This is a genomic window from Streptomyces sp. NPDC046881, assembly GCF_040645015.1.
GTDB lineage: Bacteria > Actinomycetota > Actinomycetes > Streptomycetales > Streptomycetaceae > Streptomyces.
The window spans coordinates 1-13756 of sequence record NZ_JBEYXJ010000164.1 but is presented as its reverse complement, the minus strand read 5'-3'; the positions used below and the strand labels follow the sequence as shown (position 1 = coordinate 13756).

Sequence of the window (13756 nt, the reverse complement as noted above, 5' to 3'; positions counted from 1 at the left end):
GCTGTGACAGCGGGCGCCCCTCGGTGCAGCGGGGGTGGATCAGACCTGGCCGGCCTTCTCCAGCGCGGCGCAGCAGGTGTCCACCAGCAGGCGGGTCACCACGTACGGGTCGACGTTGGCGTTCGGGCGGCGGTCCTCGATGTAGCCCTTGCCGTCCTTCTCGACCTGCCACGGGATGCGGACCGAGGCACCGCGGTCGGAGACGCCGTAGGAGAACTTGTCCCAGGGGGCGGTCTCGTGCAGACCCGTCAGGCGCTCGTCGATGCCGGCACCGTAGTTCTTCACGTGGTCCAGCGGCTTGGAGCCCTCGCCGAGCGACTCGCACGCCGTGATGATGGCGTCGTAGCCCTCGCGCATCGCCTTGGTGGAGAAGTTGGTGTGCGCGCCCGCGCCGTTCCAGTCGCCCTTGACCGGCTTCGGGTCCAGGGTCGCGGAGACGCCGAAGTCCTCGGCGGTGCGGTACAGCAGCCAGCGGGCCACCCACAGCTGGTCGGAGACCTCCAGCGGGGCGAGCGGGCCGACCTGGAACTCCCACTGGCCCGGCATGACCTCGGCGTTGATGCCGGAGATGCCGAGACCGGCCTTCAGGCAGTTGTCCAGGTGGGCCTCGACGACCTCCCGGCCGAAGATCTCGTCGGCGCCGACACCGCAGTAGTAGCCGCCCTGCGGGGCCGGGAAGCCGTTCTCGGGGAAGCCGAGCGGACGGGAGCCGTCGAAGAAGGTGTACTCCTGCTCGATGCCGAAGATCGGCTCCTGCGCGGCGAACCGCTCGGCGACCTCGGCCAGCGCGGCCCGCGTGTTGGACCGGTGCGGGGTCATGTCGATGTCGAGGACCTCGCACAGCACCAGGATGTCGTCGCCGCCGCGGATCGGGTCCGGGCAGGTGAAGACCGGCTTGAGCACACGGTCCGAGGAGTGCCCCTCGGCCTGGTTGGTGGACGACCCGTCGAAGCCCCAGATCGGCAGCGCGTCGAGACCGGCCGGAGCACCCGTGATGATCTTCGTCTTGGAACGCAGCTTGGCCGTCGGCGCGGTGCCGTCGATCCAGATGTACTCAGCCTTGAAGGTCACGGGGCCACATCCTTTAGGGGTGGGTCGGGCGCACTTGCGGGTGCTGCGGCGCTGCGGCACTGGGGCGCCGCTCGAACTGCCGGGCAGCCTGTCAACAGGCCGTTTCCCGTCCATTGCTCTTATGTGAACCCCGTGTTACCTGGGCTTGCTGTGGCCGGGGTCACCCTCAGCAGTTCCAGACGCGGAGCAGGCGGGCCAACAGCACGAACGGCACCGGAGCAGATGCGCGCCCACCGCCCGGCCGACGGCGCCGGCGAGGCCCGCCGCAGCCGTGAGTTTCCCGTACGTACTCAGGCCGTGGAATGGCCGTTGACGCGGTACTCCTCGGAGGGCATCGAGTCCCATTCGGTATGCGCGCCGTCGCGCGTCACCATGAACAACGGACGCGATCGGAGGACCTGCCCGACTGGTTGGCCGCGCATCACGATCCCGGGATCATCCGGTCCTGCGTAGCCCTCGGGCGTGTAGCGAAACTGCACGCCCATCGCCTCGGCATACGCGATTGCGTCGCTCTCCAGCTCCGACATGTCTCTCCCGACCAGCAGGAGTCCGTCATACGCGACCTGAGGTCCGTGCACGGCGTCGGCAGCGATGCAGAACAGCCCCACGGCTCGGCTCACATAGGCCGTGACGGCAGGCGGTGAAGGAGCCACACCCCGACGGTGGACTTCGACCTTACGAGTCGGCGTGAAGATCGGGTGGTCCCGCGCACAATCGCCGACCTTCGTCCGGCCGAACGTCTCGGCCGCCTCGACCACTTCGTCGACGGTCATACCGAACCGGAGCGGTCCGACGCCGACAGCCGGCGCATAGGACCACTCGTCCCGTTCGGCGACTTTGGTCTTGAACGCCATGGTCGCCCCTCCGGAGACACCTGAGACCTGCCGCCGCCCATCATGCCCTCGCCGGCCGGCGGACTGCCGGGTGCCGCCGGGCTCGCGCAGATCAGTCGGCGCGAGCCCCGTCCGGGCTCGGCTGCGCATGCGCGACACCTGAACACGCGAGCTCACCGGTCCCCGGGCCGGGGCGGCTCACTCCGCTCCGGCGGCGGCCTCCCGTACGCCGGTGAGGAAGTCCCGGATCGCCGTCAGCTGGTGGTCGTCGTAGCCGCGCAGCAGCTCCACCGACCGCTCGATCAGCGGCCCGAAGAAGGCCCAGCCGAGGTCCACCGCGCGGTCCTCCACCTCCACCACGACCCGGCGCCGGTCCTGCCGTCCGCGCACCCGGCGCACCAGCCCGGCCCGCTCCAGCCGGTCGACGAGCGCGGTCGTACCCGCCGAGTTGAGCCCGAGCGCGCCGCCGAGCCGCCCGGCGCTCGTCTCCTCGCCCGCACGCCGCGCGTCCATGAGCGCGATCAGGGCGCGGACGTCCGTGGCGTGCATGCCGTTGCGGTGCGCGAACCGGGCGCTGTGCAGGCCGAGTTCGACGGCGACGGCGCGCAGCAGGTGGACGATCTCCAGCTCGGGCTCCGGGGCGGGGCCGGACGGGGCGGGCGGGGTGGACACGAGGAGCCTCCCGGCTATCATCTCGCTCGGCGAATATCTTGCTGAGCGAGATGATAGGGGGTGGCGCCATGTCCGGACACGACAGTGCGGCGTACCGGGTCGCGTACGACAAGGTCATGGCGAAGTGGCCGGCCGACCGCGAGGCGCTGTCGGTCGCCACGCCGTTCGGCGAGGCCCACGTCAACGTCTGCGACCCGCGCGACGCACCACCGCTGCTCCTGCTGCCGGGCGGCGGCGGGGCGACCTCCGCCTCCTGGTACGCGCAGGCCGCCGACCTGGCGCGGACGCGCCGCGTGTACGCCGTGGACCTGCCCGGCGCGCCCGGGCTGAGCCGGGCCGGCGACCGCCACCCCCGTACGGTCGCCGACCTGGCCGACTGGCTGGACGCCGTCCTGGACGGCCTCGGCGTCACCGCGACCGACGTCGGCGGCCACTCCTACGGCGGCTGGATCGCCCTGCACCACGCGCTGCGCGCGCCCGCCCGGGTGCGCCGTCTGTTCCTCCTGGACCCGACCCAGTGCTTCGCCGGGTTCAAGACGGCGTACCTGCTGCACGCGCTGCCGATGCTGCTGCGGCCCGTACCCCGCCGGGTCCGCGCCTTCCTGGAGTGGGAGACCGGGGGAGCGGCGCTCGATCCCGACTGGCTGGCCCTCCAGGAGGCCGCCGCCGGCTTCCCGGCCGCCAAGCCGGTGACCGATCCACGCCCGGCGCCGGACGCGCTGCGCGCCCTCGAGGTGCCGGTCCTGCTGCTCGTGGCCGCGAACAGCAGGACCCATGACCCTCGGGAGGTGGTGGCGCGGGCCGGTGAGCTGCTGCCGCTCGCCGAGACGGCCGTGCTGCCGGACGTCTCCCACCATGCGCTGCCGCAGTCGGCCTCGCCGGCCCTGATCCGCCACCTCACCGCTTTCCTGTCAGCTCCCTGATCCTCACCCCACCTTCTCGATCACGGCGCGGCGGATGAGGAACTTGCCCGGTTCCCGGACCTGTTCGAACGCCGCGTTGTTGAGCAGGACGCAACTGCCGGAGACGGACGTCACCTTCACCGTGGTGGACTTGTTGTTGTCCAGGTTGGTGACCTTCAGGGTGGTGCCCGCCGGGAACTGGTTGCTGGACGCGGCCGGGGCGCCGCCCTCGCCGGAGAGGGTCACCGTGGAGCCGTTGCACACCTGCTGGCCCGAGGCCGCGCCGGCGCCGGCGCCGTTGTCTCCCGCGGCGGCCGACTGCGAGGGCTGCGCGGACTCCTGGGCGCCGCCCGCCTGCTGGTCGGCACCCGCCTGCTGATCGGCGCCCTGCTGGGCCTCGCCGCCCTGCGCCGCCTGGGAGTCCTGAGCCGACTCCCCAACGGTGCAGCCGGCCGCCTTCTGCTGGACCTCGATCTGCTTGATGACCGCCTCGCGGTTGGCGATCCGGGCCGCCGACTGCGCGTCCGGTTTCGCCTTCTGGTCCGCGATGAACTTCTCGTTGTTGCCGAGGGCCGTGGCCAGCCCCTGGCATACGTTGGAGTCCCCGGCGGACAGCGTCTTGGCGTCTTGCGGGCTCTGTGCGGCGTTCGAGGTGGACGCCAGTGCGAAGGCCCCGCCGCCCGCCACTGCCGCGGCGCTGACCAGCAGCGCGATCTTCTTCTTCGTACCGAGAGTTCTCCTGCGCGACATCCGCGCCTCCTGAAGAGGTAGGGGAGCGTACGCCGCTATGTACGAGATACCGAACGAGGTTACTCAGCGGTTGTCGCCGTGACCTGAGTAACCTGCGTCACAGTGGAGTTGAGCCGCCCTCAGCTCCTGTTGTGGGACAGGGCCTCCCGCACGGCCTCCTCGGTGCGTGCCACCAGCGCCGTTCCGTCGTCCGCGGTGATGATCGGGCGCTGGATGAGCTTGGGGTGCTCGGCGAGCGCGGTGATCCACCGGTCCCGCGCGCTCTCGTCCCGCGGCCACTCCTTGAGCCCCAGCTCCTTGGCTTCCGTCTCCTGGGTGCGGGTGATGTCCCACGGCTCCAGGTTCAGCCGCTCCAGCACGTCCCTGATCTCGTCCTCGCCGGGCACGTCCTCCAGGTAGCGGCGGACGGTGTAGTCGGCCTGCTCCGCGTCGAGCAGGCTGAGCGCGCTCCGGCACTTGGAACAGGCCGGGTTGATCCAGATCTCCATGCGGGACACGGTACTCGGCGACGGCTCTGTTCGATTTTGCGACACCTCGGCAGTCCCGTCACCCCCACCCGTGACGGCGGCTCAATTTCCGGCTCCACCTGCGGCTTTGCCTCCTCTCCTCGACCCCCGATTGTCAGTGCCCGCCGGTACACTGGAAGCAGTGTTCGAGGAAGTCACCGGAGCCCCCGGGGGCTGCCTGACCGCGACAGGAGGATGCCTGTGCCCGCTGCCGCCCTGAAGTCCAAGCCGTTGCCGACCCAGTCCACCGCCCAGCACGCCGTGCTGTTCGACTCGCCCTACGAGCCCGTGGCGAAGCGACCGCTGCCGGCCGGGCGGCCGCGCGAGTGGTACGTCACGCACAACCGGCGCCTGAAGGCCATGCGCCTCGCCATAGCCCTGCTCGACCTGGGCGTCTACCTGCCGGACCAGGCCCGGAACGAGACGATCCGCAGCACGGCCGAGCGGATCGGTATGCGCCCCCCGTCGGACACCACGTGCCACATGGTGCGGACGCTGATGCGTTACTCGCGCTGAGCCGCCCGCGATGCCGGGTGCCCCGCGCCGGTGCGGGGCACCCGGCACCCGGCCGTCATGCCGTCAACTCCCGCTCCAGCGGCGTACGGAAGCGCGGGGTGACCCGGGTGGCGCCGAGCAGCCCCTGCAGCCGCACGGACTCCGCCGCTACCGCGCCCGCGGCCTCGCGGCGGACGCCCGCCTCGGGGATCCGCCACACGATCTCGCCGTCCGCGCGCTGCGCCCAGCCGCCCACCACCCGCCCGTTCCACCACACCGTCGGGCCCACGTTGCCGCTGCGGTCGAAGAGCAGGGGGCGCAGCGCCGGGTCCAGGTACCAGTCGCGCTGCTGCCAGCCCATGGCCGTCGGGTCGAGCGCGGGCAGCAGGGCCGCCCACGGCTCCTGCGGGGCCGCCACCGGCGCCGTGTCGCCGTCGGCGACGTACCCCGTGCCCTCGTCCAACGTGACCTCCTCGGCGCCGATCGCGGCCAGCGCGCGGCGGACCTCGGTGACCCGCCACCCGGTCCACCACTTCAGGTCCGCCTCGGTCGCCGGCCCGCACGCCCGCAGCCAGCGGTCCAGCAGGTCGGCCTGGGCCCCGGCCACGTCCAGCTCGGGATGCGCCGGCGCCGGCGCCCAGCGGAACCGGCCGGACGTCCAGGAGCCGAGCGGCCGGCCCCGGACCACCTTGCCCTCCACGCCCAGCACCCGCAGCAGCCGGGTCGACACCGTGTGGACGCCCTCGTACCGCTTCCCGGCCGCGTAGACGAACTGCTCGCGCAGCCGCGGTTCGTCCGCCGCCAGCTCCGCCGCCGTCGCCTGGCCGCGCCGGGCCAGCGCGGCGAGCGTGGCCTCCTCGACCTCCGCCAGCCAGGCCGTGTCCGGGGCACCGGCGGCCGCCATGTCCCGCAGCAGGTTCGCCCGCTCCCGGGCGGCCACCGCCAGGCCCGTCGAGGCGTGCACGACGGCCGTCAGCCCGGCCGGGAAGACGAACACCGTGTGCCGCATGCCGTGCATCCGCACCAGCGTGCGGTCCTCGTACAGCGCCCGCTCCGTCTGCTCGACCGCCTTGGCGGGGTCGGCCAGCCGGGCGGCCACCGCCAGGTGCACCGTCGCCGGGTCGGAGCCGTGCAGGGCCACCAGGGAGGCCGCGACCTCCTCGGGGGTCGCCGCCCGTGCCGTACCCGCAAGGCGGTGCCGCAGGGCCAGCCGGGCCCGCCGCTCCGCACCGCCGATGTGCCGCCGTTCCCGCGTCATGCCGGCCTCCCCTGGCTCACGATCCCGTGCCGCCATGGTCGCCGATGCCACTGACAACCGGGGCCGTGCGCCCGGGGCCGCCCGTCCAGCAGCGCCGTCACGAACGCCTTGCGGTCCTCGGCGTGGTCGCGGAACCACAGGCCCAGGAAGTGGTCGGCCTCGGGGAGTTCGAAGCGGGTGAACCGGCTGCCGGCCGACAGCGCCTCCTGGACGGCCGCCGTCACCGCCGGCGGGATGACCGTGTCGCTGCCCGGGACCGTCAGCACCGCCCGGCCCGTGTACGAGCGGAACGCCTCCAGGGCGGGGGAGTGCCGCCAGCTGCCCGGGGTGCGGATCAGCGCGGAGAAGCGGCCCTCGCCGGTGCCGAACGGGACCTCCCAGGCCTCGGGCGTGTACACGGCGGGAGCGCACAGGCCCACCGCCGCCACCCGGCGCCCGTAGTGCCGTACCAGATCCGCCACGGTCTGCCCTCCCCCACGCTCTGCTTCGCTCGCGCGGGGGGACCCCCACCGCTGAAGCCGACCAGCACCAGCGGATCGCCGGCCGGTGCGTGCGCGTCGAGCACCGCCACCGCCAGCTCGAACCGCCGGCGCAGGCTCAGTTTCGCGAGCGCGCCCGTGCTCTCGCCGTGGCCGGAGAAGTCGAATGCCAGGGCGCGGCAGCCCCGGTCGGCGAAGTCGGTGACGAACGGCAGCAGCCGCTCCTTGCTGCCGTTGCCCGCGCCGTGCAGCAGGACCGCCGTGGCCCGGCCGGGCGGGCCCGCGCTCACTCCGCTGAGCCGTTCGCCGTCGTACGGGTAGCTGAAAGCGGTGAGTTCGTCCATGCGGGCCCTTCACTCACGGCCGTCGCCGCACCCGGAAAACGGGGTGCAGCGGCCGTCACGCCCTCCCTACTCTGAACAAACGGCGGCGAAACAGACACTCTCCGCCTCTCCCGTCCCTTCGGCTCACCCCCCGCGGAGGTCCGTCATGCGTGGAATCCTCGCGACCGGGACCGTCGTCCTGGTGATCCTCGGAATCGGAAACCATCTCTGGTGGCTCGCCGCCGTCGCCCTGCTGTACCTGTACGCGACACACGGACGCGGCTCGCCCGGTACGGCCCCGCCCGCCGGCTCCGGTGCCCCGCCCGACAGCTACCGGGCGTACCGGGAGCGCCGGGACCGGCAGGCCAGGTGGGAGCGCCGCTACCGCCGTGAGCGGCCCTACGAGGCCCGGCGGCAGGAGCGGGGCACCAGCACGAAGTGAGCGGGGGCGTCGCCGGCCGTCACAGGCCGGGGGCGCCCCACACCGGGAACCAGCGGCCCAGGTCCGGCTCGATCCGCAGGTCGCCGCCGAGCACCGCCCTCAGCTGCAGCTCCAGCGCGGTGTCCCGCCGCTCGGCGGCACCGGGCAGCGGGGCGAACGGGTAGAAGGTGCCGCGCTTGTAGAGGTAGACGAGCGCCAGCCTGCGGCCCGCCCCGTCGGTGAACCCGGCCAGGGAGCACAGCAGTTGCGGGCCGAAGCCGTTGACCTCCAGCGAGGTGTTCACCGCGTGCAGGTCGTTGACCAGCTCGGGCAGCCGGCCGGGGGAACGCCGGGACACCAGCCAGGAGTAGCCGTAGCCGTCGCGGCGCAGTTCCACCGGCGGGCCGGTGCGGTCGGTGTCCGCGTCCAGCAGCGCCTGCACCTCCCGGTGCATCTGCTCGAAGGCCGCCCCCTCGACCGTGGCGAAGCACACCGCCCCGTCCCCGGTCGGCGTGAAACCGGCCGCCGCCTCCAGCGTCACGGCCGCCGACGGCAGCGCGAACAGCTGGTCCAGATCGGGCGCGGCCGGTTTCGAACGGCCCAGCAGGATGTCCAGCAGCCCCACGGTCAGCCCGCCTTCCCCGGGGTGGCGGCCTCGCCCAGCTCCGCCGAGATCCGGCCCAGCTGCTCCAGCCGCTGCTCCAGGCTCGGGTGCGTGGAGAAGAACCGCTCGATGCCGGGCTCCCGGCCGGTCGCCGGGGTGAAGTAGAACGCGTTGAACGCCTGCGCCGTCCGCAGGTCCTTCGTCGGGATCCGCGCGATCTCCCCGGAGACCTTGGTGAGCGCCGCCGCCAGCGCCGAGGGCCGGCCGGTCAGCAGCGCCGCCGCACGGTCGGCCGCCAGCTCCCGGTACCGCGACAGCGCACGGATCAGCAGGAAGCTGATCGCGTACACGGCCGCGGAGACGCCGAGCACGGCGGCGAACACGGCGGCGGTGTTCTGGTCCCGGCGGCCGCCGCCGAAGACCTGCGAGTAGAACGCGAACCGTACGACCAGACCCGCGACGACCCCCAGGAACGACGCGATCGTGATCACGGCGACGTCCTTGTGCCGCACGTGCGACAGCTCGTGCGCCAGCACGCCCTCCAGCTCCGCCGGCTCCAGCCGGCGCAGCAGCCCGGTCGTCACGCAGACCACCGCGTGATCGGCGCTGCGCCCGGTCGCGAACGCGTTCGGCATGTCCATCGCGGACACGGCGACCACCGGCTTGGGCAGGTCGGCGATCGCGCACAGCCGGTCCACCACGGCATGCAGCTCGGGATACTCCTCCCGCTCCACGACCCGCCCGCGCATCGCGAACATCGCGATCCGGTCCGAGAACCAGAACTGCGCCACGAACATCGCCCCGATCAGGACGGCGACGAGCACCCAGGACCTCAGCAGCACGATCAGCGCGGCGACGAACCCCACGTACAGCAGCCCGAGCAGGAACATCGTCAGCCCCATACGCACGGCCAGCCGCCGATCACTCCGGAAACGGCTCCGCATCTCGCATCACCCCGCAGTCAGGCACTCGCCCCGGTGTCCAGTGTGCACCCGGGAATTGCCATGAAGCGGTCCGGAACGGCCCCAGGAGCGGCAAAGGCGCCGGGCCGCCGTGCGTCAGTACGGCGAGCGCATCTGCGCGTACCCCAGCAGGACGATGACCACCGCCACGCAGCCGAGGACCACCGCGGTCGAGACCCAGGACGAGCGGCGGGGGGCCGGGTCCGGGTCGGCGCGGAAGGGGGTGGGGTTCGGAGGGTTCTCCTTCCAGCGGGCGGCGAGCATGCGGGCCCGGGCGGAGGGCTCCTTGTGCTCGGCCGAGTTCGCCCACCTGTGATCGAACTCGTGGTCCCAGTCGTCCTGTTCCGGCATCCCCGTTCAACCTCTCTCGTCCGACCCGATCCGGAGGGATGATCCCCCGACAATAGGAAGTTTGAGAAGCGCGAAAGGTTGCACGGGGTCGGGTCCCGGTCAGCCGGAACGGCGGAAACGGGTGCGGTACTCGGTGGGCGTGGTGTCGAGCTTGCGGCGGAACGCCCGGATCAGGGTGTCGGTCGTACCGAAACCGCACGCGGTCGCGACCCGGTCGAGGGTGTCGTCCGTGGTCTCCAGCCGGTTGCGGGCGGCCTCGACGCGGGCCGCCTCCAGATAGGCGGCCGGGGTCATGCCGAGTTCCGTCTTGAAGACGCGGGCCAGCTGGCGCTCGCTGACATGGGCGTGCCGGGCGAGGTCGGCGACGGTCAGCGGCCCGGTGAGGTGCTCGGCGACGAAGTGGCGCAGCTCGGCCATGCGCCGGGTGGTCGAGACGGGCTCCACGGGCACGCTGAACTGGCTCTGCCCGCCCGGCCGCTTCAGGTACATGACCAGCTGACGGGCGACCCGCAGGGCGACGGCCTCCCCGAAGTCCTCGGCGACGAGCGCGAGGGACAGGTCCAGGCAGGCGGTGATGCCCGCGCCGGTCCACACCCCGCCGTCCCGGATGAAGATCGGGTCGGCGTCGACCTCGACCGAGGGATGCTCGGCGGCGAGCTGCCCGGCGGTCGACCAGTGGGTGGTGGCCCGCCTGCCGTCCAGCAGACCGGCGGCGGCGAGCAGGTGCGCGCCCACGCAGACGGAGGCGACGCGCCGGCTGCGGGCGGCGAGCGTACGCACCCGGTCGACGACGCCGGGATCGGCGAGGGCGTGCACCCGGCGCTCCTCGTCGACCTCGACCGAGCCCGGCACCAGCAGCGTGTCGATGGCGCGCCCGGACACCTCCGCGAAGGTGAGGTCGGGCAGCACCCGCACCCCGGCGGCGGTCGTGACCGGCTCCATGGTCTCGGCGGCCAGCACCACCTCGTACCCGCTCTCGCCTCCGGTCTCCCGCCGGAGCAGCGCGAACACCTCCGGCGGGCCGGTGACGTCCAGCAGGTCGACGCCGTCGAACAGCATGATCACGACGAACCGCCGTACCCCGCTCATACTCTCCCGCACCCCTCTGTCGATGTCCGGATCTGCAAGTTACCTGACATTGCCGTCATCGGCGGCGGCTCCTAGCGTGGTCGCCGTACCCACACCACCACCCGAGAAAGGGCTGCCGTGCCCACCACGACCCTGCGCGACCTGAACGGCTTCGACCAGACCCCGGCCTCGCTCGCCGGCTCCACGCTGATCCTGGTCGACTACCAGAACACCTACACGCGCGGCGTGATGGAGCTGGACGGCTGGCAGGCCGCCCTCGACGCCGCGGCCGGCCTGCTCGCCAGGGCCCGGACCGCGGGCGCGCGGATCGTCCACGTCGTCAACGACGGCGGCGAGGGCACCCCGTACGACATCCGCGCCGAGATCGGCCGCATCCACCCCCGCGTCGCCCCCCTCGACGGCGAACCCGTCGTCGTCAAGACCGCCCCCGACGGGTTCCACGGCACCGACCTCGCCGAGCACGTGGACGCCGCCGGCCACCAGGACGTCGTGATCGCCGGCTTCATGACCCACATGTGCGTCCTGTTCACCGCCCAGGGCGCCTTCCTGCGCGGCAACCGCCCCACCGTGGTCGCCGACGCCTGCGCGACCCGCCCCCTGCGCACACCGCTCGCCGAGGTCCCCGCGTCCCAGCTCCACCACAGCGCCCTCGCCACCGTCACCGACCTCTACGGCGTGGTCGTACCGTCGGCGTCCGCACTGACCTGACCCCCGCGAACGCCGAGACCCCGCCGCTCCCGGGGGAAACGGCGGGGCCTCGGTCGGCGCCTGGGCGGGTCTGTCACACGTCGAAGTACAGCTCGAACTCGTGCGGGTGCGGGCGCAGCTGGAGCGGGGCGATCTCGTTGGTGCGCTTGAAGTCGATCCACGTCTCGATCAGGTCGGACGTGAACACGTCGCCCTGGAGGAGGAACTCGTGGTCGGCCTCCAGCGCGTCGAGGACGGCGTTGAGCGAGGTCGGGACCTGGGCGACGTTCGCGTGCTCCTCGGGAGCCAGCTCGTACAGGTCCTTGTCGATCGGCTCGGCCGGCTCGATCTTGTTCTTGATGCCGTCCAGGCCCGCGAGGAGCAGGGCCGAGAAGGCCAGGTACGGGTTGCCGGAGGAGTCGGGCGCGCGGAACTCGACGCGCTTGGCCTTCGGGTTGGAGCCCGTGATCGGGATACGCATCGCGGCGGAGCGGTTGCGCTGCGAGTACACCAGGTTGATCGGCGCCTCGAAGCCCGGCACCAGACGGTGGTACGAGTTCACCGTCGGGTTGGTGAAGGCCAGCAGCGACGGGGCGTGCTTGAGGATGCCGCCGATGTAGTAGCGGGCGGTGTCCGACAGGCCCGCGTAACCGGCCTCGTCGTAGAACAGCGGGTCGCCGTTGCTCCACAGCGACTGGTGCACGTGCATGCCCGAGCCGTTGTCACCGAAGATCGGCTTCGGCATGAAGGTCGCGGTCTTGCCGTTGCGCCAGGCGACGTTCTTCACGATGTACTTGAAGAGCTGCAGGTCGTCGGCGGCGGCGAGCAGGGTGTTGAACTTGTAGTTGATCTCGGCCTGGCCGGCGGTGCCCACCTCGTGGTGCTGGCGCTCGACCTTCAGGCCGGACCGCTCCAGCTCCAGGGAGATCTCGGCGCGCAGGTCGGCGAAGTGGTCGACCGGGGCGACCGGGAAGTAGCCGCCCTTGTAGCGGACCTTGTACCCACGGTTGTTCTCGACGGCGCCGGTGTTCCAGGCGCCCGCCTCGGAGTCGATGTGGTAGAAGGACTCGTTCGCCGAGGTGGCGAAGCGCACGCTGTCGAAGACGTAGAACTCGGCCTCGGGACCGAAGTACGCGGTGTCGGCGATACCCGTCGACGCCAGGTACGCCTCCGCCTTCTTGGCCACGTTCCGCGGGTCACGGGAGTACTGCTCGCCCGTGATCGGGTCGTGGATGAAGAAGTTGATGTTGAGGGTCTTGTCCCGGCGGAACGGGTCGACCCGCGCGGTGGACAGGTCGGCACGCAGAGCCATGTCGGACTCGTGGATGGCCTGGAATCCGCGGATCGACGATCCGTCGAAGGCCAGCTCCTCGTCCGGGTCGAACGCCTCAACGGGCACCGTGAAGTGCTGCATGACGCCCGGCAGGTCGCAGAAGCGGACGTCGACGAACTTGACGTCCTCGTCCGCGATGAACTTCTTGGCCTCGTCGGCGTTCTGGAACATCCAGCTCCTCCTACTCCCGACCGTCCTCGCCGGGGTGGTAGATCGTTCGTGCGGCCAGTGCGGTGGCACACGCTGGTCTCGACCCTAGGGACGGGTGATTTCTCGGGCGTGACCCGTTTGTTTCGCAGAAGTTAACCGGCCACCTGTCCACGGTAGCCCCGACACACCCCTGTGCGTAGTGCCCGAAACCGGGCGCAGTACCGTGGACGGGTGGACAACAGGCAGGCAATCGGATCGTGGCTCTCCGGGCCGCGCGCGGCCATGGAAGAGGCGGGTGCCGACTTCGGGTACCGGGGCGAGCAGCTCGGTCTCCCGGAGCACGGACCGAACTCGATCGCACGGCCCGGCAGGCGGCTCGGCGCCCTCGCGGTGGACTGGGCGCTGTGCGTCCTGATCGCATACGGCCTGATCACCCACGGCTATGGGCCGGCTACGAGCAACTGGGCGCTCGGCGTCTTCTTCGTCCTGAGCGCCCTGACCGTCGGCACGGTCGGCTTCACCCCGGGCAAGCGCCTCTTCGGCATCCGGGTCGTGGCCCTGGAGACCGGCACGGTCAGCCCGGGGCGCTCCCTGGTGCGCACGGTCCTGCTCTGCCTCGCGATCCCCGCCCTGGTCTGGGACCGCGACGGCCGCGGCCTGCACGACCGGCTGGCGAAGACGGTCGAGGTACGGATCTGACCGGGGCACGGACCCCCGGATCCCGGCTAACCCCGGTGAACCCCGGATCCCGGTGAGCCCCGGACCCCGGTGAGCCCCGGACCCCGGTGAGCCCCCCGGGGCCCCCCGCCCCCCCGGGCTCGCCCCAGGGCGCGGCCCCCGCCCCCCCCCCGCCCCCCCCCCCCCCGCCCC

18 protein-coding genes are annotated in these 13756 nt (G+C 72.1%); 5 read left to right on the top strand and 13 right to left on the bottom strand.

All coding sequences use genetic code 11. The features are described 5' to 3' along the window. Positions 1 to 39 precede the first annotated feature (39 nt). The 3 genes from glnII to ABZ923_RS38975 form a co-directional block, all read right to left on the bottom strand. A complete protein-coding gene (glnII, locus tag ABZ923_RS38985; RefSeq protein ID WP_361482378.1) occupies positions 40 to 1071 on the bottom strand; it encodes a glutamine synthetase in 1032 nt (343 codons plus the stop codon). A 290-nt stretch (positions 1072 to 1361) separates the two neighbouring features. Then, on the bottom strand, positions 1362 to 1925 hold the full coding sequence (locus ABZ923_RS38980) for a hypothetical protein (protein ID WP_361482375.1): 564 nt from the start codon (positions 1923 to 1925) through the stop codon (positions 1362 to 1364). A 177-nt stretch (positions 1926 to 2102) separates the two neighbouring features. Beyond that, positions 2103 to 2576, bottom strand: coding sequence for a MarR family transcriptional regulator (locus ABZ923_RS38975; RefSeq protein ID WP_361482372.1), 474 nt, complete (start codon positions 2574 to 2576; stop codon positions 2103 to 2105). A gap of 68 nt (positions 2577 to 2644) precedes the next feature. On the opposite strand from ABZ923_RS38975, the gene ABZ923_RS38970 reads away from it, so the two are divergent. Beyond that, positions 2645 to 3499 (top strand): alpha/beta fold hydrolase, encoded by an 855-nt coding sequence (locus tag ABZ923_RS38970; protein WP_361482369.1) that lies wholly within the window; start codon positions 2645 to 2647, stop codon positions 3497 to 3499. A 3-nt stretch (positions 3500 to 3502) separates the two neighbouring features. Here ABZ923_RS38970 and ABZ923_RS38965 read toward each other — a convergent pair whose 3' ends face one another. Both ABZ923_RS38965 and ABZ923_RS38960 read right to left on the bottom strand, forming a co-directional pair. Continuing rightward, positions 3503 to 4228 carry a hypothetical protein gene (locus tag ABZ923_RS38965; RefSeq protein WP_361482365.1) on the bottom strand — a complete coding sequence of 242 codons (726 nt, stop codon included), beginning with the start codon at positions 4226 to 4228 and terminating at the stop codon, positions 3503 to 3505. A 119-nt stretch (positions 4229 to 4347) separates the two neighbouring features. Further along, complete coding sequence (locus ABZ923_RS38960; RefSeq protein ID WP_361482362.1) at positions 4348 to 4716, bottom strand: ArsC/Spx/MgsR family protein; 369 nt, start codon at positions 4714 to 4716, stop codon at positions 4348 to 4350. Positions 4717 to 4935: 219 nt separating this feature from the next. Between ABZ923_RS38960 and ABZ923_RS38955 the strand changes: the two genes are divergently transcribed. Then, positions 4936 to 5250, top strand: a complete 315-nt coding sequence (locus tag ABZ923_RS38955; RefSeq protein ID WP_361482359.1) for a hypothetical protein — start codon at positions 4936 to 4938, stop codon at positions 5248 to 5250. Positions 5251 to 5305: 55 nt separating this feature from the next. Here ABZ923_RS38955 and ABZ923_RS38950 read toward each other — a convergent pair whose 3' ends face one another. The 3 genes from ABZ923_RS38950 to ABZ923_RS38940 are packed head-to-tail and all read right to left on the bottom strand — an operon-like array spanning position 5306 to position 7310. Next, positions 5306 to 6487, bottom strand: coding sequence for a winged helix DNA-binding domain-containing protein (locus ABZ923_RS38950; protein WP_361482356.1), 1182 nt, complete (start codon positions 6485 to 6487; stop codon positions 5306 to 5308). Beyond that, positions 6484 to 6885 (bottom strand): hypothetical protein, encoded by a 402-nt coding sequence (locus ABZ923_RS38945; protein WP_361482353.1) that lies wholly within the window; start codon positions 6883 to 6885, stop codon positions 6484 to 6486. Before ABZ923_RS38945 ends, ABZ923_RS38950 begins: the two co-directional genes overlap by 4 nt. Then, a complete protein-coding gene (locus tag ABZ923_RS38940) occupies positions 6822 to 7310 on the bottom strand; it encodes an alpha/beta fold hydrolase (RefSeq protein WP_361482350.1) in 489 nt (162 codons plus the stop codon). The genes ABZ923_RS38945 and ABZ923_RS38940 overlap by 64 nt, the downstream gene beginning before the upstream one ends. Positions 7311 to 7455: 145 nt before the next feature. Between ABZ923_RS38940 and ABZ923_RS38935 the strand changes: the two genes are divergently transcribed. Then, the gene (locus tag ABZ923_RS38935; RefSeq protein WP_361482347.1) at positions 7456 to 7731 is read left to right on the top strand and encodes a hypothetical protein; all 276 of its coding nucleotides are present in this window, start codon (positions 7456 to 7458) and stop codon (positions 7729 to 7731) included. A 19-nt stretch (positions 7732 to 7750) separates the two neighbouring features. On the opposite strand, the gene ABZ923_RS38930 is transcribed toward ABZ923_RS38935, so the two are convergent. The 4 genes from ABZ923_RS38930 to ABZ923_RS38915 form a co-directional block, all read right to left on the bottom strand. After that, the gene (locus tag ABZ923_RS38930) at positions 7751 to 8335 is read right to left on the bottom strand and encodes a hypothetical protein (protein ID WP_361482344.1); all 585 of its coding nucleotides are present in this window, start codon (positions 8333 to 8335) and stop codon (positions 7751 to 7753) included. A gap of 2 nt (positions 8336 to 8337) precedes the next feature. Continuing rightward, the gene (gene htpX / locus ABZ923_RS38925) at positions 8338 to 9258 is read right to left on the bottom strand and encodes a zinc metalloprotease HtpX (protein ID WP_361482341.1); all 921 of its coding nucleotides are present in this window, start codon (positions 9256 to 9258) and stop codon (positions 8338 to 8340) included. Between the two features lie 114 nt (positions 9259 to 9372). Then, positions 9373 to 9627, bottom strand: coding sequence for a hypothetical protein (locus ABZ923_RS38920; protein WP_361482338.1), 255 nt, complete (start codon positions 9625 to 9627; stop codon positions 9373 to 9375). Positions 9628 to 9726: 99 nt separating this feature from the next. After that, on the bottom strand, positions 9727 to 10716 hold the full coding sequence (locus tag ABZ923_RS38915; protein ID WP_361482335.1) for a DJ-1/PfpI family protein: 990 nt from the start codon (positions 10714 to 10716) through the stop codon (positions 9727 to 9729). Positions 10717 to 10833: 117 nt separating this feature from the next. On the opposite strand from ABZ923_RS38915, the gene ABZ923_RS38910 reads away from it, so the two are divergent. Next, positions 10834 to 11424, top strand: a complete 591-nt coding sequence (locus tag ABZ923_RS38910; protein ID WP_361482332.1) for an isochorismatase family protein — start codon at positions 10834 to 10836, stop codon at positions 11422 to 11424. Positions 11425 to 11497: 73 nt separating this feature from the next. Here ABZ923_RS38910 and glnA read toward each other — a convergent pair whose 3' ends face one another. Beyond that, on the bottom strand, positions 11498 to 12907 hold the full coding sequence (gene glnA / locus ABZ923_RS38905; RefSeq protein ID WP_361482329.1) for a type I glutamate--ammonia ligase: 1410 nt from the start codon (positions 12905 to 12907) through the stop codon (positions 11498 to 11500). 210 nt (positions 12908 to 13117) lie between these two features. On the opposite strand from glnA, the gene ABZ923_RS38900 reads away from it, so the two are divergent. Further along, complete coding sequence (locus ABZ923_RS38900) at positions 13118 to 13585, top strand: RDD family protein (protein ID WP_030340977.1); 468 nt, start codon at positions 13118 to 13120, stop codon at positions 13583 to 13585. Positions 13586 to 13756: the final 171 nt, after the last annotated feature.